Genomic DNA, 20,518 nt, shown 5'->3' with positions numbered 1-20,518 from the left:
GTCCGTCCCGAACCCGCAAGCCGAAAACAGTCTTTCAACGGAGGCCTCTATGGTCAGAATAGGAATAGATGTCGGCGGAACCTTCACGGATTTCACCGTCTCCGAATCCGCAGGCGGCGCGCTGTTCTATTTCAAGACGCCATCGACGCCCCACGATCCGTCGGAAGCGATCCTGACGGGCATTCGCACCATTCTGGAAACGCGCGGCATCGCCGCCGACAGGGTGTCGTATCTGGGCCACGGCACCACGGTGGCGACGAACATGATCATCGAGGGCAAGGGCGTGAAGACCGGGCTGGTCACCACCCGGGGGTTCCGCGACGTCCTGGCGATCGGCCGCCAGACGCGGCCCTATCTCTACGATTTCCTGAAGCAGAAGCCCGAGCCGATCGTGGAGCGGCGGCATCGTATCGAGATCGGCGAGCGCGTCACGGCGTCGGGCGAGTGTCTGAGCCCGCTGGACCGCGGCGAACTGGAGCAGGCGGTCGAGGCGCTGCTGAAGGACGGCGTGCAGGCCGTCGCCATTTCGTTTCTGCACAGCTATCGTGCCCCACGGCACGAGGAAGAGGCCGAGCGTTTCATCCGCGCGCGCTGGCCGGAATTGTATGTCTCCCGCTCGTCGACGGTTCTGCCCGAATTTCGTGAATTCGAGCGCACGTCGACGACCGCGCTCAACGCCCATGTCGGACCAAAAATGGCCCACTATCTCGACCATCTCTGTGCTGATACGCGCACGCTGGGCATCGCAGTCGAGCCGATGACGATCCATTCGAATGGCGGCCTGCTGCCCGTGGAGGCGGCCCGGCGCTTCCCCGTCGCCACCTGCCTGTCGGGGCCGGCGGCCGGGGTGATCGGCGCGGCCATCGTCTCCTCGCTGGCCGGAGTGCCGGATATCGTCACGTTCGATGTCGGCGGCACAAGCACCGACGTCTCGCTGGTGTCGGGCGGCCAGCCGCGCTTCACGCGCAGCCGCGAGGTCGCGGGCCATCCTGTCCGCCTGCCGATGGTGGACATCACTGTGATCGGCGCGGGCGGCGGCAGCATCGCCCATGTCGATGCCAGCGGCGGGCTCAAGGTCGGGCCGACCAGCGCCGGTGCCGTGCCCGGCCCCGCCGCCTATGGCAAGGGCGGAGAGTATCCGACGCTCACCGACGCCAATATCGTGCTCAACCGCCTCAATCCGGTAGCGCTGCTCGACGGGCGCCTGCCCGTCGACCGGGCGGCGGCCTGCCGCAGCATCGACCGGCATGTGGCGGACAAGCTCGGCATCTCGACCGAGGAAGCCGCGTACGGGATCATCCGCATCGCGGCGGCGAACATGGCGCGCGCCATTCGCGCCGTGACGGTCGAGCAGGGGTACGACATCCGCACGCTCGCGCTGTTCGCCTTCGGCGGCGGCGGTCCGCTTCATGCGACGGAAGTCGCGCGTGAGGCCGAGATCAGGCGCATCATCATCCCGCGCGAACCCGGCACGATGTGCGCGCGCGGCACGCTGATGTCCGATATCAGCCTCGATTTCTCGCAGACCTTGCTGGAACGCGCCGACGATGCCGGATGGGGGGTGACGACCGACGCCCTGCGGGCCCTGACCCGGAAAGGCGACGCCTGGCTGGAAAGCGAGACCATCGCAAAGGCGGACCGGGTCTTCAACGCCACCATCAATGCCTATTATGTCGGCCAGAATCACGAAATCCCGGTCAGCGTCAGCCTGTCGCCGATGGCGTCGGTGGAGACGTTCCGCGCGGACTTCCATCGCGCGCACATGGTCGCCTACGGCACCTGCTTCGAAGACCGGCCGATCGCGATCGTCAGCGCCGGGGTGCAGGCGGTGGGGCGCATCCCCAAGGACAGCCCGGCACTGCTGACCGGCGGCGGCCCCCTGGCGGACGCGCTCAAAGAACGGCGCGAGGTCTATCTGGGCGATGGCGGATGGCAGTCGCTGGACATCTACCGGCGCGACCTCCTGGCGGTGGGCGAGGCCGTGCACGGGCCGGCCATCGTCGAGGAGATGAGTTCGACAACGATTCTGCTCGAAGGCCAGACGGGCAGGATCGACGAGTACGGCAACATCATCATCGACGACGCATTCTGACGCCGGCCACAGGGGAACAAGACGAAATGAGCGACGCCGCGAGACCCGCCGACAGTGTCGGAATGGAAGTGTTCAGCAACCGCCTGCTGTCCATTACCGAAGTCATGGCGATTCATATGATGAAATCGTCATTTTCCGCGCAGATCAAGGAAAGGCGCGATTTCTCCGTCGGCATCTTCGATGCGGAGGGCCGCCTGCTGGCACAGGGAACGCATATTCCCCTCCATCTCGGATCACTGCTCGGCGCGGTGGAAACGACGCTGGCGCGCGTGGCGCTCTCGGAAATGCGCGACGGGGACAGCTTCATCTGCAACGACCCCTATCTAGCCGGCGGCACGCATCTTCCTGATATCGCCATCGTCACCCCGGTTTTCCACGCGGGTGCCATCGTGGCCTTCGTCGCCAATATCGGCCACCATACCGATGTCGGCGGCGTCGTGCCCGGCTCTATCGCCGCGGGGGCGAAAAGCATCTTCGAGGAAGGCATCCGCCTGCCTGTAGTGCGCATAGCACAGGACTGGGAGGTGGATCCCAATCTGCTGGCGGTGATCGCGGCGAATTCGCGCCTGCAGGACGAACGCGCGCTCGACCTGCGGGTGCAGGTTACCGTCAACCGGCTGGGATGCGAACAGACGCGGGCGCTGTTCGAGCGGATGGGGGTCGCGAACGCCCAGGCGGCGGTGCAGGATCTGCTAGCCTACACCACGCACCGGCTGATCCGCCATGTGGCGGCGCTGCCGCGGGACCGCTGCACCTTCGAAAGCTGGCTGGACGATGACGGTATCGGCGGGGCGCCGGTCAAGATCGTGGCGACAGTCTGGCATGACGGCGGCGTGCTGAACGTGGATTTTGCGGGCACGGACGGGCAGGTAGCTGGGGCCATGAATGTCAGCGAAAATGCCCTGAGGGCTTCGGTCTATTACTGCGTCAAGGCACTGCTGGACCCGGACCTGATGCCGAACAGCGGATTGTTCGACGCGGTGCGGGTTATGGTGCCACCGCGAAGCGTCGTGTCCCCGCATTTCCCCGCGGCATGCGGGGCGCGCAGCATCACCTGCCAGAAGGTGGCTCGCGCCGTGTTCGGGGCGTTTCGCGGCTTGTTGCCGGCCGAGCATGTGATTGCGTCCAGCAACGACGTGTTGCCCGTCATCTCGTTGTCCGGCAGCCACCCCGACAGTGGGGCGTATTACGTCTATGCCGAAGCCGTCGGCGGCGGTGCTGGCGCCACCGGGCACCATGACGGCATGGACGCCGTGCAGGTCCATGTCACGAATAGCCTGAACCTACCAAGCGAAGTGCTCGAGATCGAATTCCCGCTTCTGGTCGAGGAATATGGGCTGGCGGTGGATTCCGGCGGCAGCGGGCGCCATCGCGGCGGCCTGGGAATCGTGCGGCAATTGCGCATCCTGTGTGACGACACGGTGCTGTCCGTGCGGTCAGACTCCCACAAATTCGGTGCCGACGGCGTGCATGGAGGGGGTATGGGGGCCGGTGGCGCACTGACCCTGCACGAGAACGGAAATATCCGGACGATGCCGTCCAAAGTCGATGCCATGGCACTGTCGGCCGGGACGGTGGTGCGTTTTGCTACGCCAGGGGGCGGTGGCTTCGGTCCCTCGCATACCCGCGCGGCGGCGGCCCTGGCGCGGGATCTGAAGAATGGCGTGGTGACGCGTGAAGCCGCCGCCAAAGATTACGGAGACGTTCTGAAGGTCGCGGACGATATGGACGTGTAGCCAAACAATAATAGAAGACTGTGCTTTGCCTATATTGTTTCGGTATAGTTATAAATAAACGGATGAATCGGAGTAAAGACTGATGTTGCGATCGAATGATCTCTTACGTTCTCGTCTTTGTCTGTCGTTTGCGCTGCTCGGCTGTTCGATGCTGAACCCCCTGTCCCGCGCCATGGCGGAAGATGAGGTCGCGCAGAAGATGCACGGAAAAAGCAAGGTGGCGCAGCCCGTGTCCGCGGCAGAGACGCCGAAACAACAGTCTTCTTCGGCGGCCTCTGGTGTTGCGGCGCCAGGGGATGCCGAGGCTGTGGAAGTGCGCGCGGTGGCGCGCTTCGCCGGCGGACGTTTCAAGAGGCAGGTCGCGCCGGAATCTCGCAGTTCAGTTAGCGCGGAATATATCTCCCAGCAGGCTGCGGCGGCTAGTCCGCTGCAAGTCATCCAGAACATTCCAGGCGTCAATTACGGAACATCCGACACATTTGGCCTGTCCAACCGGCAGAATTTCAATATCCGAGGGTTGAACCAGACCGAGATCGGCTGGACCATCGAAGGCATGCCCGGCATTGATATGGTGTATTACCAGCCCTATATCGAGACTTGGGCCGATAACGAAAATGTCTCGGATATCACGGTCCTACAAGGGACTTCGCGCATCTACGACCCGGTCGCCACCGCGACGGGCGGCGAGGTTATTGAGACCATTCGCGATCCCTCCGACAAGATGGGCGGCCATGTCGGGTACGCGGCGGGGTCGTACCGAGCTCAGCGTGGGTTCATACGGCTGGATTCAGGCTATATCGGCAATACCGGCATCAAGATGTTCGGGTCCTATTCCTATGTCGGTTCCGATAATTTCTCGGGCAGCGGTCGAAGCCACCGGACGCATATCGATTACAAGGCAGTCAAGGGCTGGGGAGACAAGGCGCGAAGCTCCCTGTTTTTCTCTTTTGACGACTGGTATATCGCGCGCTCGAAACCCGTGACCCTGTCCGGCTGGGAGAAGGCGAACGATCTGGGCGATGGTTTCTCCGCCCTGAATTATTCGAGCACGTATACGCCCGGAACGACGACCGATTACTGGAAGCCCAACATCTACAAATATCAGGATGCCATGGCATCCTTCCAGAACTGGTGGCAGGTTACGAACAATCTGCGTCTGCATTTGACCCCTTATATGCGCTGGGAGAAGAGTGACGCCGCCGGTCAGACGTCGTTATCCACGAACAGCATCTACAACGGTACGGAAAAGGTCACGGCCGATACGAACGGCGTCTATTTCACGGACGCCGCGAAGACAAAATTTTCCGCCATGACCAACACGTTGCAGAATATCTACACCACGGGCGTCAATCTCTATGCCGATTATGATATTACACGGAATAACCGGCTGACGGTCGGGTATTGGTACGAGCATTGGAATATCTCCACTCTGGGCGGCCTCGCCCCGATGGATCAGAATGGCGAGACCGAGAACGATTTCGGAAAATATGTTCTGAGAACCGTAGATGGAGATGTGATCGCCGGGTCGCACTACCAGCAATCCTATAACCTCCATTCGCTGTATGTGACGGATTCGCAGGATTTCCTTGACCATAGACTGAAGGTTGCCGCGGGGTTCAAGGAGATGCTGTTCAATCTCTCGGGCACGAACCAGGCGCCGGGTCCACAATATCACTATGATACCAGCTTCAGCCGGCCGATGCCGCGAATGAGCGTATCCTACATGCCCAACCGGGAGATGCAGGTCTATTTCAACGCTACGACCAATACCCGCGTGCCGATGCCGGCGAATACGTATCCCAACCTCTATTCGATCTCGACCGGTAAGCTGTCGCAGGTGGGTAACGAGGCCCAGCAGCCTGAATACGCGATCAGCGAGGAGCTTGGCTTTCGTTATCATGGCCTGGTTAATTTCTCGCTTGCCCTGTTTAATATGAACATTACGAATCATCAGGTTTCGACACTGGTGTCGGTCAATGGCGCGCAGGTCAGTCAGGCGATCTCGATGGGTGGAGAGACCGCGCGTGGGGTGACGGCGGAAATCGCCGGCAACCGGTATCTGGGACTTGCCCCCTATGTGAACGGGCAGTTCCTGCATGCCACGATGGATAATAACTTCAGGGTAGGAAACGACGCCCTGCCGACGGCTGGCAAGATCGCCGTGCAGTCGCCCAAATTCATGGCCAATATTGGATTGAATTACCAGAAGGGGCCATTTTACGCCAACCTCTCGTTCAAATGGGTAGATTCCCAGTATTCCACGTTCATGAATAACCAGAGCATGCCGGCCTACAAGACGGTCGATCTGGGATTCGGTTACCATTTCCCCTCATACGGGCCACTGCACAATTCGACCTTGAGCCTGAATTTCACGAACCTTACCAATGTCCGCTACCTCAGTTCAGTGGCGACCGTGGTGGGCACGGCCACGGCCATGAAGGGTGTGAACGGTACGGCGATCGCGGCCAGTACGCCTGCCTATTACATGGCGGCCCCGCTTGGGGTCATGATGAACGTGTCGTCGGATTTCTGAACCTGGACATCTGTTGCGTCACTCCGCTGGAGGATCTGTATGAAGCTGCTACGGTCGGGACTTCTCAGGAACCGATGGGCCATTCTGTTCCTGATCATCGCGCCGCTCAACTTCCTGCTGGGGGTGGACAGGAATGCGCTGACCGTATGCTCGCCTCTCGTGCGCAGTGACCTGCAGATCGGGGGGGTGGTCATGGCCGCACTGATCACGACTGCCACGGCCATCTATGCTCTGCTGCAAGTACCGGCGGGGTGGCTGGTTCACAGGATCGGTGTCCGTCGGGCGATCTTCTGCGCCTGCCTCCTATGGTCGCTCGCGACATTAGCAACCGGGCTGCCGAACTCCGTCTGGACGTTTGCCGCCGCGCGCATCGCCCTGGGCGTCGGGCAGGCGCCAGATTGGGTGGCGTCCATTCTGGCGCTCAAGATCCTTTTTTCCGAAAAGGATCGCGAGGCGGCGAATTCTGTGCTGCTGGGATCGCTCTATATCGGCTACTCCGCCAGCGGATGGCTCACGTCGTGGCTCATGAACCTTTTCGGATGGCGTGGCAGTTTTGAAATTTTCGGCTCCGTGGGTGTATGTCTGAGCATCCTTGTCCTGCTGCTGTATGGGGCTGCCTCGTTCGACAGAGCAGGGACGGATGTGAAGCCGCGAACGCGCATCGACGCGGGGAAGATCCTCAGCGTCACGCCGGTCGCACTGTTCTATGGCATCGTCTGCTGCATGCAGAGCTTCTTTCACGTCACCTTCTCTCATTTCGTCATGAGCAGATTCGGGCTGAGTGCGACGACGGCGGGGCATGTATTTTCACTGCCCTGGCTGATGCTTTACGTCGCGGCCATCGGTTGGGGGGCAGGAATCAGAAGCCTGAAAAAAGCGTATCCGACCTTCGGGGTACGCCAGCAGACCCGCATGGGCTGCATCGCCATCGTTATCGCTGCATTCGGGCTGGGCGGTGGCATCCTGTGCGACGATCTCGTCCTGTGTATCGGGATGTTCGCCATATGCATGCTATCCATCGGTCTTTGCCAAGTGCTGACCTGGACCCAGGTGCAGCGGTTCGAATGGGGCGCGGCGGTTGCTGCTGGCGTCGTCGCTCTGGCGGGAAACCTGACATCGTCCGCAGCACCCGTGGGATACGAGATGGCTTTCCAGTATTTCGGCGGCTGGCGGTCTGTTTCCCTGGTGGTGGCTATTTTGGGGGGGCTGGGGGCAGTCGTGTGGCAACTGGCGCATCGGCATGCCCGTGCCGTCGACCGCCTTGATGGTGTGCCCGTGCGCAAGGGGGCGGACGTCGCGTGACGTTCATTGCAGGAACGAAGGCATCGCGCTGGCGCGCGACGGACAGAGGCTAGGGAATGGAATGATGGGTGCATCGGTAACGATCAGGCTTGCACTGCGCGACTGGGACTACCTGACGCCGCTTCTGCTGGGCGAGGTCCGTTCGGAACGATTCGACGTCCAAATCACGCGGGTCGGCACATTGCTGCCTTCGGTTGAGGGACAGCATGCGTTCGACGGCGCCGAACTCTCCTTCAGCGGCTATGTACGACGTCGCGCGCGTGGCAACCGTGGCGAGTATGGCGTACCGTATTTCCTGATGCGGGGATTTCGCCATCGTTGCATCCTGGTCCGGCAGGACGCCACGCTCGGCCGTATTGCAGATCTGGCTGGGCGGCGCATCGGCGTGACCGGCTGGCCCGATTCCGGCAATAGCTGGACACGCGCCCTGCTTCGGCGCGAGGGTGTCGACCTGGAGCAGGTATCTTGGTACGCAGGAAGACTGACCGACGCGCATCCGGTCGTCGACCGCCTGTCCGGCTTCGGCCGCCCCGGCTGGTTGGAGGCCGCTCCTGACGAACGGTCCCTGATGTCCCTTCTTGCCGACGGGTTCCTGGATGCTGTCTTCACCCCCTTCCTTCCGGCGGGATTCTATGACTCCGGGTCGGCTTTCCGGCATCTCTTGCCCGATTACAGGACGCACGAACTGACCTATTATCGCGAGGTCGGCTATGTGCCGGGCATGCATCTGCTTGTCCTGAGTCCTGATATCGTCAGCCGCCATCCAGACCTGCCGGCGGAACTGTGCTGCCTGCTCGCGCGTGCCAAGGCGCTTTGGCTGGCCAAGCGGTTCAAATATGCCGATACCACGCCGTGGGTCCTGGATGATTTTGCGACGATCGCCCGGAACCTCAGGCCGGAGTGGGATGATGGCGGGGTGGAGATCAACCGGACTATGATCGCGGATTTCCTCGCCGAACTGCATGTCCAGAACATTCTCGCCGAGCCGATGGACGTGTCCGACATCTTCCCCTGACGGAGCAATCGGGTCTTACCGTTCCGTGGCATGGAGGTATTGGAATCGTGACGGATTTTTCGGATATTTTCATCAGTCAGAAAACACCGGTCATCGGCAAGAAGGGGGTTGTGGCCACCAACCACCCGCTCGGCACCGCAGCCGGGATGGAGATGCTGGCGGACGGCGGGAATGCGATCGATGCTGCCGTGGCGGCGCTGCTGGCGCTGACCGTTGTCGAGCCGATGATGGTCGGCATCGCGGGCGGCGGCTTGTCGCATCTGCGGCTCGCATCCGGCGAGCATGTCGTCATCGACGCGCTGTCCTGTGCGGCCGCGTCGATGACGCCCGGGCAGTATGAACCGGTCTCGGACGCGCCCGATCGTTACATGGAGGCAAAGGGGCGCCGCAACCTGGTCGGCCCGACATCGGTGGCGGTGCCGGGCAATCTGTCCGGCTGGTGCGGCATGCATGCGCGCTTCGGGCGTCTGCCGCTGGGCGATGTCGTGGCCCCGGCCATCAGGCTCGCGAAACGCGGTTTCGCTGTCACGCCCTATCTGTCCGGCGCCATTGCCGAACATGCCGCCGATCTTGCCGCCGATGCCGCGATGCGCGCGGTATTCCTGCCCGATGACAGGCCGCTTGCGACGGGGGCCCGCCTAGCACAGCCCATTTATGGCGACTCCCTGGAGCTGATTGTCCGCGAGGGGGCCGCGGCCCTTCATGGGGGGGCTCTGGGGCAGTCGCTGGTCCGGGCTGTCGCCCGCTCCGTCGATCCGGGCTGGCTGTCAGAAGACGATCTGCGCGCCTACCGCCCGGTCGATCGTGCCCCGATCGTCGGATCCTATCGCGGGTTCGAGATCGTGGGGCCGCCGCCGCCGGCATCGTCGGGCGTGCATGTCGTGCAGATGCTGAACATGCTGGAGCATTTCGACGTTGCGGGGTTGGGGTTCGACAGTCCGGAACGGCTGGGCTTGCTGGCCGAGATCATGCGCGTGACCTTCGAGGACCGGCGTCGCTACAGCGGCGACCCCGACTTTGTCGATGTTCCGGTCGCGCGCCTCATCTCCAAATCCTATGCGATGGACTGCCTGGGGCGCTGCGCCCGCAGTGCCCTGCCGGCGATGCTGCCGCCACTGGGGCATGAAAGCGCGGATACCACCCATATCACGATCGCCGATGGCGACGGCAATATCGTGGCCGCCACGCATACGATCAACGGCCTGTTCGGGGCACGGTTCATGGACCCTGAAACCGGGATCATTCCGAACAACTACATGAGCAATTTCGACCCCCATCCGGGCCGCGCCCTGTCGATTGTGCCCGGCAAGCGCGTGCCCACCTCGATGGCACCGATGATCGTCTGCGCGGGAGGGATCCCCCGCTTCGCGCTGGGCATGCCCGGCGGATTGCGGATCTTTCCTTCCGTGTTCCAGGCGATCGTCAACCTGATCGACCACGGCATGTGCGCGCAGGACGCCGTGGAGGCCCCGCGCCTATGGACCCAGGGGCAGGAGGTCGAACTGGAACCCGCCTATGACGGCGCGCGCGATGCCCTGGCGGCGCGCGGGTACGATGTGCGCCGCAAGCCCCATATCGGTGGCGGTATGAGCGTCATTTCTTTTCACCCCGACGGCATGATGGAAAGCTCCGCCTGCTGGCGGGCCGACGGAACGGTCATGGCGTTCGGGGGTGGCCCCACCAGGCCCGGCATTCGTTTCTGGCCCGACCGCGCACCCGACATTTCAGCCGCCGACGAGACCGCCGCCCCCGTTGGCCGCCCGTCCTGACACTCCCGAGGAAAAGACCATGCCAGTCCGCCTGACCATTCTCGATCCGTTGACGGAGGCGGGCCTGCGGCGTTTTGCGGAGCATTTGCCGCCGGATTTCACGCTCTCGACCGCCCGCAGCCGCGATCCCGTTGATCAGATCGATGCCATGCGGCATGCCGATGCCGTCATCACTGCCGACGTCCCCGTCACGGCTGAAATGATCGCGGCCGGCGCTGCCGAAGGGCTTCGGGCCATCCATAAATGGGGCGTGGGATACGATAATATCGATATCGACGCGGCGCGGGCCGCCGGCGTGCGGGTCCTACGCACAACCGGTAGCAACGCCGTCGCCGTGGCCGAGACGACGCTGGGCCTGATCCTCGCCCTGCAACGCAATATCGTGGCCGGCCATGTGGGGGTGCAGAACGGCCAGTGGCTCAAGGGCCCGCTCGGCGCGCGCTCCATGCTCCTGACAGGCAAGACGGTGGGCCTGATCGGTTTCGGTTTCATCGGCCAGCAACTGGCGCGCCTGCTGCGCGGCTTCCAATGCACCGTCCTCTATACCAAGCGCACGCCCCTGCCGGCGCTCGAGGAGCGGGATCTGGGCGCCCGCTTCGCCACGTTCGACGCGCTGATCGACGCGGCCGATATCGTCTCCCTGCATTGCGCCTTGACGCCGCAGACCAGGGGGCTGATCGATGCCGGCGTCCTGGCGCGCATGAAGCCAGGGGCGATCCTCGTCAACACGGCGCGCGGCGGACTGGTAAACGAGCAGGACCTAGCCCAGGCCCTGGCCATCGGTTCGCTACGCGGCGCGGCCGTCGATGTCTATGCGGCCGAGCCCATCGCTTCCGACCACCGCCTGATCGGGACCGAGGGCGCGATTCTCACGCCTCATATCTCGGCCGTCTCAGCCGATACCTATCCGGCGACGGTGCAAAGGATGCTGCATAATCTGCGCTGTATCGCGCAGGGGCGCGAACCGCCTGCCGGGGACGTCCTGGTCTGACGGCGCCATGACTCGGCCGACCATGATTGCAAGTCGCCTGATCACAACGGAGATCTGTCTCCACGGGCCACGAAGGCCGGGCCGCCCGGCCCCAGTCGGATCCCGGGGCGGAGGGCGGTGAAGGGATGGTCCGGCAGGTCGACCAGGTGCCGGCCGGGGGATTTGACCAGCAGCACCGCCGCTGCCAGCGGCGCGAAATCGGCCCGGAAATGCACAGTGCTCTTTAACGCCAGCAGGTCGTAGCCGGTCGGCTCCAGGCCGAGATGGCGAAACACCATGATGTCGTAAGGCTGCATGGCGATCGAGGCGACGATGACGTCGATTCCGGCAATCCGCAGCACGGCGGTCAGTCCCAGGGCGATACGACGGCCGCCCACGGTACGCCCGGTGGCCGTGAAACCGCCATCCGACAGGGCCATGACTGTGAAGCGGCCATGCAGCGGCGCGCTGCCGACAGGACCGTCCTGACCGCCAAGGGCGATTTCGATCTCCGCCCCCACGCCTGCGGCGTGCGCCACCTGGGCGGCGCGCGGATCGTATAGGATGGCCAGCGCGGCCTTTCGCACCCCCGCCGACAGCATCGCGCGCAGCAGGCCGGTCGTGTTGCCGGTGCCGCCGCCGCCCGGATTGTCCTGCGTGTCGGCCAGGATGACGGGCCCCCGCGCGCCTTGCAGCCGGATGGTCGCGGCCTCGGCCAGCGCCTGATCCGCGTCGAGAATCGGCTCGGCGAAAGCGTCCTCGGCGGCGACCAGATGGCCGTGCAGCGTGGTGACGGCGGCATCGACCCTGTCCTGGTCGTAGCCTATGGCAAAGACCGACGGGCCGGCCTCGGGAAAGTCGGAGGCGGCGAAGCCCGGCACGTATTCGAACGACAGGACGCCCGGCGGACCGGATTCGACATGCCGGACCAGCGAACGGGATGGATCGCGGTCGGTATTTTCGAATGGCAGCGGGATCAGGAAGGGGCCGCGCGCGATCCGTTTTGCCGTGGGCCGTCCTCGCCGCATGATCTCTTCCAGCATTCTGGCGACACGCGCGCCGGCATCATGCCGGTCGACATGCGGATACGTGCGGTAGGATGACAGCGCGTCGAGTTGCTCCAGCATCGCGACCGTCAGATTGCCGTGATAATCCATGCTGGCGACGATGGGTACGTCCGGCCCCACGACCGGGCGGATGCGCCGCAGCAATTCGCCCTCGGCGTCGGCCAAGCTCTCCGTCATCATGGCGCCGTGCAGGTCCAGATAGACGGCATCGACCGGCCTCGCGTCGCGCAGGCGCGCGGTCATGCGGGTGGCGAACCATTCGAAAGCTGCGTCGGCCACCGGGGCGCCGGCGCCGCCCTGGCCCCATGCCAGCGGCACGAAATGGGCCGTTGGCATGGCACGAATAAAGCCCGATGCGCCGAAATTAAGTGTGGCGAGTGTCGGCACCAGCGCTGCGCCTTCCAGCGCCGGAGGCATCTCGCCGCCGTCAAGAAATTTCTCCAGCGGGGTGACGCCCGGGCAGAAACTGTTGGTTTCGTGCCCGATGCCGCCGATCGCGATCCGCATGCTACCGCTCCTTCCTACCCTGGCCGGATGTCCTGGCCGGCGGGGCGCCGGAGGTGGGCTCGGAATGGCCCAGCGTGTGCATCAGTCGGTTGGCCCAGCCGAAAATCGCGATGGCATGGATCAGGTCCACGATCTCGGCGTCGCTCAGGCCGGCCTGCCGCAGGGCAGCGACATGGTGGGGCCCCGCGGCGGGCGGCGCGGCTGACAGGGCGCGCGCGAAATGCCAGATCGCTGCGTCGCGGGCGGACAGAAGATCGTAGCGCCTATACCACAATGCCGAGAGGGCATCGTCGCTGTGCGTCAACTGGGCTAGGCGCTGCCCGTGGATCATGGCGCAATAGGCGCACCCGTTGACGACCGAGGCCCCCAGGGCGCCCAGCTCCCGGTCGCAGCGCGGCAGGCCGCCCTGCGCATACATGATCGCGTTGAACAGGACTGTGCGGGTGACATAGCTTTCCGGATCGTGCGCCAAGGTGCGGACGTAGGGCGAGACCTTGGTCGATGACGGCGTGACCTTCATCGCCTCGAGTTGGGCCGGGGTTGCCCTGGCCAGATCGATCGGTGTGACATAAGGGTGCCAGACCAGTGTCCGGATGCGGATTTTCGGTAGCATCGCTTAATCTTTCAGAAGACGAAGCCCCGCCGTAACGCGGCACTGATAATTCACGAAGGCGATCAACTCCGACAGCGCGATGATCTGCGGCGTCGACAGACTGGCGGCGGCAAGGGCGGCGATATCCGCCTCGCTCGCCGAACGGTTGTCCCGTGTCACGCGGTCGCAGTGCAGCGCCATGGCGCGCAACGGGCCGGGCAACGGGATTTTCCCGGCGGCCAGCTGTGTCAGGTCGTCGCGTGCGCCCGCCGTGTCCAATGCCGCGTCATAGGTCGCCGTCAGCGGGCCGTCGGCATTCAGTGCCGCCATGCGCCGTGCTAGGGCCAGGCGCAGAGGCGGCGCCAGGCCCTGGTCATCGGCGGGTGTCAGTAAGGCGTGCCGGCACAGTTCGGCCCCGGTGACGAAGTCCGGCCGCTGGCGGCGCAGGGCGAACAGCGCATCGCCCGGAACCAGCCCTGTCGCCTCGTCGATGGCGTCGGTCATAAATCCTCCCTGCTCAGCTATTGCGTATGTGCCAGCTCCGGTCATTTCGCGGGCCGCATGTCGAAGGCGCGGATCCAGGTATCGCCCCGGGGACGCAGCGCGAGGCGCCTAGAATAGGCATAGGTGGCGGGCTCGATATAAAGAAAGGCGACTGGTGCCTCGGCGCACATGATTTTCGTTGCGGTCGCATAGGCGCTCTGGCGCCGGGCGGGGTCGATCGTGCCGGCGGCGGCATCCAGCGCGGCGTCGAAATCGGGGTTACTCCAATAGGAATAGGGATTGCCGGTCCGGAACAGTTTCAGAAGCCCGTCGGCATCGAGCGTGACCCACGCCTGGCCGAGTACCGAGAGCGGCGCCAGATCGTGGGCTTTGCGATAGCGCGCGATATACTGGCCGAAATCGATCAGATGGATCGTTGTCCGCACGCCGACGGCACGGAACATCTGCTGTACCGCCAGCCCCACCTCCTCGCCTTGCAGATAGCTGCCGCGCGGAATGTCGAATTCGAACGGCCGCGACAGATCGACCCCGCTGCGGCGGATCAGGTCGCGCGCCCGGTCGGGGTCGTACGGGTACCCTGCCAGGTCGGGCGTGTAGCCGACATAATCCGGGGTGAGCACTTGGCAGGCCGACGGCAGGGCCTGCCCGTCGAACAGCGCATCGGTGATGGCGCGATGGTCGATGGCGTAGTTCAGCGCCTGCCGGAACATCCTGTTGTTGAAAGGAGGTTTTTCGGTATTGAACTTGATGAAGACCGATCGGATCGACGGCACGGCACCCGCGATGGCGGTGCCCTGCCGGTTGATCCGCGCGATCTGGTCGGTCGGCAGGCGCGCGATATAGTCGACCTCTCCGGCCTCCAAGGCATAGATGGCCGTATTGCTCTCGGGAATAATGCGATAGACGGCCCTGTCGAAGGCGGGCTTCGGGCCGAAATAGTCGGGATTTGCATGCATCGAGACATGATCGCCCGGCACGATCTGGTCGACGATATAGGGTCCGCCGGACGATGCCTCATGGGCCGGATTATGAGTCCGGCTCCATTTCGGCGGCAGCAGGAACAGCATCGAAAGCTGGGCGGGCAGCGCCGGATAGGGTGTCGAGGTGACGATGCGCAGATGCGTGGGCGACAGGGCGATCACATCGGTGATCTGTGCGTACCACGAGGCGACGGGCGTGACCTTGCTGCGGTTCAGGACCCGCGCGACATTCCATTGCACGGTCCCAGCGTCGATCGGCTCGCCATCGATGAAACGGGCGCCCGGCGTCAGGGTAAAATCCCAGGTCCGCGCGTCCACTGCATGCCATTCGGTGGCCAGCGCCGGCACCAGCGCCCCATCCGGCGCGCGCAGGACCAAGGCGGGATAGAGATTGCTCAGAACGGACAGGTCGGTGCCGATCGAATTTGTCTGGTCGGGATCGAGCGTGTTGATGTCGCCGGGCAGGGCGATCGTCACGGTGCGCGCGAGCGCGGGCGTGTGGATCAGGGCCGTGCCGAGCAGAAGCGTCTTGAGCAGGCGGGCAGGGCGCGCGAAATATCCGGGCATGGGGAGATCCTTGATGCGCGCGATCAGTGCCGGAGCACAAAATGCCCGGGCGAGACTTCGACCATTTCCATGTCCCGCTCCGGAATGTGGGCATCGACGTCGAAGCGCGGATGCGCCGGCGGTCGATGGTCGGGGTCGGGGTTGGGGATCGCCCGCAGCAGGGACTGCGTGTAGGGATGGCGCGGATCATCGAACAGGGTTTCGACGGGGGCCAGTTCGACGATGCGTCCGCGCAGCATTACCGCCACGCGGTGGCAGAGATAGCGGATCATCGCCAGGTCGTGCGAGATGAACAGATAGGCCAGCCCCATCGTCTCGCTCAGATCTTGGAACAGATTGACGATCTGGGCCTGGATGGACACGTCCAGGGCGGTAATCGGCTCGTCGGCGACGATGAAGGCGGGCTTGAGGGCCAGTGCGCGGGCGATGCAGATGCGCTGCCGCTGGCCGCCGGAGAATTCGTGCGGATAGCGGTGCATGAACGCGGGATCCAGCCCGACCTGCCGGAACAGGGCGGCGACCCGGTCCGCGCGTTCGGACCGGCTGGGGGCGAGCTTGTGAACTCGCAGCGGCTCGGCCACGAAATCGCCCACTCGCTGGCGCGGGTTCAGCGCGCCGTAGGGGTCCTGGAAAATAACCTGCATCTGCCGCCGCCATGGTTTCATGGCGCGCGGCGACAGGCCGGAAATCCGCGTGCCGTTGAAGAAGACTTCGCCTTCGTCCAGGGGTTCCAGGCCCAGTAGCATGCGCCCCGTCGTGCTCTTGCCCGATCCGCTCTCGCCGACCAGACCCAGCGTTTCGGCCGGCATGACGGAAAAGGAAACGCCGTTGACGGCGGTCAACCGGTGGCCGCCGAGCCGTCCCTGCCCGTACCGGCGGACCAGGTCGCGTACCTCGATCAGGGGAGCAGGGTGGGGCTCAGGCATCGGCGATCTCCGGATGCGCGGCCACGGCGGCAGGCAGGTCGTACCAAGCGGCGACCTGGTGACCCGGCACGCTGTCGGCGACCTGACGCAGCGGCGGCACGTCGCGGTGGCAACGCGGGGTCGCGAAGGGATTGCGCGGTGCGAACGGGTCGCCCGGCGGCGGATGGATCATGTTCGGCGGGCTGCCGGGAATCTGGTACAGCCGCCGGTGCCGCGCCATGCTGGGCAGTGATCGCAGCAGGCTCCAGCTATAGGCCGAACGGGGCTGGTGAAAGACGGGCGCGATCGGCCCGCGTTCCATGATCCGTCCCGCGTACATCACCTGGATCGTGTCGGCTAGTTCCGCCACCACGCCCATGTCATGCGTGATCCAGATGATGGTTGTGCCCAGTCGGTTCTTCAGATCACGTATCAGGTCGATGACCTGGGCCTGCACGGTGACATCCAGCGCGGTGGTCGCTTCGTCGGCGATCAGCAGAGTCGGATCGCAGGCCAGGCCGATCGCGATCATTACCCGCTGCCGCATCCCGCCCGAGAGCTGGTGCGGGTATTGCGCCAGGCGCGCGGCCGGGTCGGGAATGCCGACTAGCCCCAGTAGTTCCACCGCCCGCGCGCTGGCCTGGGCGTGGTCCAGGCCAGCATGGCGCTGGATGACCTCGCGTAACTGCCGGCCGATGGTCAGGACCGGGTTCAGGCTCGACATCGGGTCCTGGAACACCATGCCGATCTCGGCGCCCCTGATATCGCACAGTTCCCGTTCGGACAGTGCCAGCAGGTCACGCCCACGAAACAGCACTTCGCCGGAGACGATCCGCGCCGGCGGGCAGGGCAGCAGGCCCAGCATGGTCAGCACATGCACGCTCTTGCCGGACCCGCTTTCGCCGACGATGCCCAGCGTCTCGCCGGGCATCAGCGTGTACGACAGGTCGTTGACCGCATGCAGCGTGCCAGCCGGTGTGTCGAAGACCACCGTTAGGTTGCGGATATCCAAGACGGGTTCTACCATCGGGCGTCAGACCTCCAGATACCCGCCGCGATAGCGCGTCAGATATTCATGTCCCGCCGACGTGATCAGGATCGTGTCGGAAATCTGGGTTGCGACGCCATGGGCCGGAACGCGCAGGTTCGGCTCCAGCGTAAAGAGCATGCCTTCTTCCAGTACCACGTCCGTCCTGCCGTCGAGCGACGTATGTTCGTGCGCCCCCAGGCCGATCGTATGGCCGATACGTCCGGGAATGTTGGCGGCATATCCCGCTGCCTCGAGCATGCGGCGGGTGAGGTGGAACAATTCGGCCAGCGCCGTGCCCGGACGCATCAGCGGTGCCTGGGCCGCGCGGATCTCCAGGATGGTGTCGATCGCGCGGCGGTTGGCGTCGGGCAGCGGGCCGATCGCCACGGTGCGTTCGATTTCGGCATGCATGCCGTTGGCGACGGCCCAGATGAAGATGGAGGCTGCCTCGCCCTCGGCGGGCAGGCGCAGGGTCGGATTGTCGCAGTTCCGGAACATGCGGTCGCCATACAGGGCCCATGTCCATAGTCCGTTCTGGACGCCGCCCTCTAGCGTGCCGAAATCGGCGGCCTCGATGTCGGGCATGGCGCACCATGCCCGGTTCATCGCCGCCATGGACAGGGTCGCGACCTCGCGTTCGCTGCGGCGTTCGGCCAGGGTGTCCACGGCGGCGCGCATGCCTTCGTCGGCCAGGGCGGCGGCAAGGCGGGCATCGACGATCTCGTCGGGGTCCTTCACCAGCCGCACGCGATCGATCAGCGCGCTGGCACCCGTCAGGGTCGCGTCGGGCAGCAGGTCGGTCATCACCCGATAGCGGGCGACCGGCATGTGGTCCTCCTCGATGCCGATCCGGGCGCGGTCCAGCGTCTTCTCGGCCAGGATGGCGCGCAGTCCGTCCATCCAGGTCGGGCCCATCGTCACTTTGGTCGACCAGGCGCCGTAGAGGCGGATGTCGGACACGAAGCTCTCGCTGCGGCCATGGTCGTCGCGCAGCGCGTGCAGCAGCAGGGCCGGCTCGCCGTCCAGCGGCAGGATGGCGACCACGGGGTGGGAATAGATGATCGGGTTGAAGCCGGTCAGCAGGAAGCTGTTCTCCGGCTTGAAGCAAATCAGGACGTCGATGCCCTGACGGGCCATTGCTGCCTTCATGCGGACGATGCGGGAGTGCTGGGCGGTCATCGGTTGCTCCGTGTCTTGGGATCGAGATAGTCGCGCAGCCAGTCGCCGAAGAGATTTACGCCCAGTACCGTCAGCACGATCGCCAGGCCGGGAAAGGTGACCACCCACCAGGCGCTGGAGATATAGAGGCGTCCTTCGGCCAGCATCTGCCCCCAGTCCGGGTCCGGCGGCTGCACGCCCAGGCCCAGAAACGACAGGGCTGCGATCATGACGATGATGCGCGCCAGTTCCAGCGTGGCGACGACCAGGGCGGGCGTGGCGACGTTGGGCAGGATGTGATGGACCATGATCCATGGCGACGAGGCGCCGATGGCTCGTGCGGACAGGACGAATTCGCGTTCGCGCAGGCTGAGCACCTGGGCGCGGATGATCCGCGCGTAGCGGTTCCAGGACGTCACGGCCAGGACGACGATGACATTGCCGATCGAGGGGCCCAGCACGGCGACGACCAGCAGCGCCAGCATCATTAGCGGAAAGGCAAGCTGGATGTCGACGACGCGCATCAGCACGCGATCGATTCCACCGCCCAGGAAACCCGCAATGATCCCGATCGCGGTGCCCAGAACGGCGCCCAGGACGACGGCAGTCAGCGCGACGGCCAGCGTCGTCCGGCCGCCGAAGGCCAGGCGGGACAGCACGTCGCGGCCCAGCGGGTCGGTGCCCAGCGGATGGAAGCCGATCCAGTCGGGCGGGGACAGGCGCGTGCGCAGCCCAATGGCAGTGGGATCGGGTAGATGAAGCCATGGGGCGAGCGCCGCGCCGGCGACGAAGACGGCCAGCAGCACGAAACCGGCCAGTCCGGCGCGCGAATGCAGAAGTGTGGAGCAGAATCGGGTCATGTCGGCCCCGTCATTGCGCGCGGATGCGCGGGTCGAGCGCCTGGTACAGCAGATCGACGGCGAGGTTGATGAGCACGACCAGAGTCGCCGCCACGAAGACGGCCGCCTGAATGACCGGGAAATCGAGGCTTTCGATCGCCTGGACGGTCAGGCGGCCCATGCCCGGCCATCCGAAGACCGTCTCCGTCACCACGGATCCGCCCAGCAGTTCGCCCCCCAGCAGGCCGACCATGGTTGTGACCGGCACCAGCGCGTTGCGGGCGATATGCCAGAAGAACACGGTCGCGGGATACAGGCCCTTGGCCCGGGCCGTGCGGACATGGTCTTCGCGCAGGATGTCCAGAATCGACGATCGTGTCAGGCGGGCGATCGCGGCGGCGACGAAGACGGCAAGGGTGACGGCGGGCAGCACCAGATTGGCCGGGCGGCCATATCCGCCGGCCGGCAGCCAGTGCAGGTCGACGGCAAACCACAGGATAAGCATCAGCCCCAGCCAGAAGACAGGCGTCGCCTGGCCAAGAAGCGCGACCGTCATGATCACGAGTTCGCCAAGGCTTCCCTTGCGCATGGCGGCGATCGCCCCGCTGGTGCAGCCCAGCACGCAACCCAGCGCCATGGCGGTGGCCGCCAGCAGGGCGGTCGCGGGCAGCCGTTCCATGACCACGTCTATGGCGGGGCGCCCGAAGACGAAGCTCCTGCCGAAATCCCCCCGCACCACATGGGCGAGATAGTGGAGATATTGCCGCCACAGCGGCAGGTCCAGGCCGAAGCTGTGATTGAGAGCCGCGATCTGGGCATCCGTCGCGCCGACGGGTACGAACAGCGTCGCCGGGTCCCCCAGGACCCGGGTGATGAAGAAGACGGTCGTCACAACGCCCCAGATCGTGAAGAGGGATTCTCCCGTCCTTCTGGCAAGGAAACGGCCCATTCA

16 protein-coding genes are annotated in these 20,518 nt (G+C 64.7%); 7 read left to right on the top strand and 9 right to left on the bottom strand.

Annotation, left to right across the window (positions count from 1 at the left end; all coding sequences use genetic code 11):
• Positions 1-49 precede the first annotated feature (49 nt).
• The 7 genes from C7453_RS14045 to C7453_RS14015 all read left to right on the top strand — a co-directional run bounded on the left by C7453_RS14045 (position 50) and on the right by C7453_RS14015 (position 11,438).
• Positions 50-2,092 carry a hydantoinase/oxoprolinase family protein gene (locus C7453_RS14045; RefSeq protein WP_114728178.1) on the top strand — a complete coding sequence of 681 codons (2,043 nt, stop codon included), beginning with the start codon at positions 50-52 and terminating at the stop codon, positions 2,090-2,092.
• Positions 2,093-2,118: 26 nt separating this feature from the next.
• The gene (locus C7453_RS14040; protein ID WP_114728177.1) at positions 2,119-3,828 is read left to right on the top strand and encodes a hydantoinase B/oxoprolinase family protein; all 1,710 of its coding nucleotides are present in this window, start codon (positions 2,119-2,121) and stop codon (positions 3,826-3,828) included.
• 148 nt (positions 3,829-3,976) lie between these two features.
• Positions 3,977-6,361, top strand: coding sequence for a TonB-dependent receptor (locus C7453_RS14035; RefSeq protein WP_170143232.1), 2,385 nt, complete (start codon positions 3,977-3,979; stop codon positions 6,359-6,361).
• Positions 6,362-6,400: 39 nt separating this feature from the next.
• Positions 6,401-7,663, top strand: a complete 1,263-nt coding sequence (locus tag C7453_RS14030; RefSeq protein WP_114728175.1) for an MFS transporter — start codon at positions 6,401-6,403, stop codon at positions 7,661-7,663.
• A gap of 61 nt (positions 7,664-7,724) precedes the next feature.
• Positions 7,725-8,678, top strand: coding sequence for a type 2 periplasmic-binding domain-containing protein (locus tag C7453_RS14025; RefSeq protein WP_211311072.1), 954 nt, complete (start codon positions 7,725-7,727; stop codon positions 8,676-8,678).
• A gap of 47 nt (positions 8,679-8,725) precedes the next feature.
• Positions 8,726-10,447: a gamma-glutamyltransferase gene (gene ggt, locus C7453_RS14020; protein WP_255318212.1), complete on the top strand. Its 1,722-nt coding sequence runs from the start codon at positions 8,726-8,728 to the stop codon at positions 10,445-10,447.
• Between the two features lie 19 nt (positions 10,448-10,466).
• Positions 10,467-11,438, top strand: a complete 972-nt coding sequence (locus C7453_RS14015; protein WP_114728173.1) for a 2-hydroxyacid dehydrogenase — start codon at positions 10,467-10,469, stop codon at positions 11,436-11,438.
• Between the two features lie 41 nt (positions 11,439-11,479).
• On the opposite strand, the gene C7453_RS14010 is transcribed toward C7453_RS14015, so the two are convergent.
• The 9 genes from C7453_RS14010 to C7453_RS13970 are packed head-to-tail and all read right to left on the bottom strand — an operon-like array spanning position 11,480 to position 20,515.
• The gene (locus C7453_RS14010) at positions 11,480-12,991 is read right to left on the bottom strand and encodes a M81 family metallopeptidase (protein WP_114728172.1); all 1,512 of its coding nucleotides are present in this window, start codon (positions 12,989-12,991) and stop codon (positions 11,480-11,482) included.
• A 1-nt stretch (position 12,992) separates the two neighbouring features.
• Positions 12,993-13,604 carry a peroxidase-related enzyme gene (locus tag C7453_RS14005; protein WP_114728171.1) on the bottom strand — a complete coding sequence of 204 codons (612 nt, stop codon included), beginning with the start codon at positions 13,602-13,604 and terminating at the stop codon, positions 12,993-12,995.
• A 3-nt stretch (positions 13,605-13,607) separates the two neighbouring features.
• Positions 13,608-14,087 carry a carboxymuconolactone decarboxylase family protein gene (locus tag C7453_RS14000; RefSeq protein ID WP_114728170.1) on the bottom strand — a complete coding sequence of 160 codons (480 nt, stop codon included), beginning with the start codon at positions 14,085-14,087 and terminating at the stop codon, positions 13,608-13,610.
• Positions 14,088-14,128: 41 nt separating this feature from the next.
• On the bottom strand, positions 14,129-15,634 hold the full coding sequence (locus C7453_RS13995) for an ABC transporter substrate-binding protein (RefSeq protein ID WP_114728169.1): 1,506 nt from the start codon (positions 15,632-15,634) through the stop codon (positions 14,129-14,131).
• Between the two features lie 23 nt (positions 15,635-15,657).
• Positions 15,658-16,560 (bottom strand): ABC transporter ATP-binding protein, encoded by a 903-nt coding sequence (locus C7453_RS13990; RefSeq protein WP_114728168.1) that lies wholly within the window; start codon positions 16,558-16,560, stop codon positions 15,658-15,660.
• Positions 16,553-17,566 carry an ABC transporter ATP-binding protein gene (locus C7453_RS13985; protein ID WP_114728167.1) on the bottom strand — a complete coding sequence of 338 codons (1,014 nt, stop codon included), beginning with the start codon at positions 17,564-17,566 and terminating at the stop codon, positions 16,553-16,555. Before C7453_RS13985 ends, C7453_RS13990 begins: the two co-directional genes overlap by 8 nt.
• Before the next feature lie 6 nt (positions 17,567-17,572).
• Positions 17,573-18,748, bottom strand: a complete 1,176-nt coding sequence (locus tag C7453_RS13980; RefSeq protein WP_114728166.1) for a M24 family metallopeptidase — start codon at positions 18,746-18,748, stop codon at positions 17,573-17,575.
• Complete coding sequence (locus tag C7453_RS13975; protein WP_114728165.1) at positions 18,745-19,587, bottom strand: ABC transporter permease; 843 nt, start codon at positions 19,585-19,587, stop codon at positions 18,745-18,747. Before C7453_RS13975 ends, C7453_RS13980 begins: the two co-directional genes overlap by 4 nt.
• Before the next feature lie 10 nt (positions 19,588-19,597).
• Positions 19,598-20,515: an ABC transporter permease gene (locus C7453_RS13970; protein ID WP_114728164.1), complete on the bottom strand. Its 918-nt coding sequence runs from the start codon at positions 20,513-20,515 to the stop codon at positions 19,598-19,600.
• Positions 20,516-20,518: the final 3 nt, after the last annotated feature.

This window comes from Gluconacetobacter liquefaciens (assembly GCF_003350405.1).
Classification (GTDB): domain Bacteria; phylum Pseudomonadota; class Alphaproteobacteria; order Acetobacterales; family Acetobacteraceae; genus Gluconacetobacter; species Gluconacetobacter liquefaciens.
This window is presented reverse-complemented; position numbering and strand designations above follow the sequence as displayed.

Excerpts from the sequence above, each read along its gene's own strand:
- C7453_RS14045 (WP_114728178.1), top strand. The coding sequence starts at position 50 with ATGGTCAGAATAGGAATAGATGTCGGCGGAACCTTCACGGATTTCACC.
- C7453_RS14040 (WP_114728177.1), top strand. The coding sequence starts at position 2,119 with ATGAGCGACGCCGCGAGACCCGCCGACAGTGTCGGAATGGAAGTGTTC.
- C7453_RS14035 (WP_170143232.1), top strand. The coding sequence starts at position 3,977 with ATGCTGAACCCCCTGTCCCGCGCCATGGCGGAAGATGAGGTCGCGCAG.
- C7453_RS14030 (WP_114728175.1), top strand. The coding sequence starts at position 6,401 with ATGAAGCTGCTACGGTCGGGACTTCTCAGGAACCGATGGGCCATTCTG.
- C7453_RS14025 (WP_211311072.1), top strand. The coding sequence starts at position 7,725 with ATGATGGGTGCATCGGTAACGATCAGGCTTGCACTGCGCGACTGGGAC.
- C7453_RS14015 (WP_114728173.1), top strand. The coding sequence starts at position 10,467 with ATGCCAGTCCGCCTGACCATTCTCGATCCGTTGACGGAGGCGGGCCTG.
- C7453_RS14010 (WP_114728172.1), bottom strand. The coding sequence starts at position 12,991 with ATGCGGATCGCGATCGGCGGCATCGGGCACGAAACCAACAGTTTCTGC.
- C7453_RS14005 (WP_114728171.1), bottom strand. The coding sequence starts at position 13,604 with ATGCTACCGAAAATCCGCATCCGGACACTGGTCTGGCACCCTTATGTC.
- C7453_RS14000 (WP_114728170.1), bottom strand. The coding sequence starts at position 14,087 with ATGACCGACGCCATCGACGAGGCGACAGGGCTGGTTCCGGGCGATGCG.
- C7453_RS13995 (WP_114728169.1), bottom strand. The coding sequence starts at position 15,634 with ATGCCCGGATATTTCGCGCGCCCTGCCCGCCTGCTCAAGACGCTTCTG.
- C7453_RS13990 (WP_114728168.1), bottom strand. The coding sequence starts at position 16,560 with ATGCCTGAGCCCCACCCTGCTCCCCTGATCGAGGTACGCGACCTGGTC.
- C7453_RS13985 (WP_114728167.1), bottom strand. The coding sequence starts at position 17,566 with ATGGTAGAACCCGTCTTGGATATCCGCAACCTAACGGTGGTCTTCGAC.
- C7453_RS13980 (WP_114728166.1), bottom strand. The coding sequence starts at position 18,748 with ATGACCGCCCAGCACTCCCGCATCGTCCGCATGAAGGCAGCAATGGCC.
- C7453_RS13975 (WP_114728165.1), bottom strand. The coding sequence starts at position 19,587 with ATGACCCGATTCTGCTCCACACTTCTGCATTCGCGCGCCGGACTGGCC.
- C7453_RS13970 (WP_114728164.1), bottom strand. The coding sequence starts at position 20,515 with ATGGGCCGTTTCCTTGCCAGAAGGACGGGAGAATCCCTCTTCACGATC.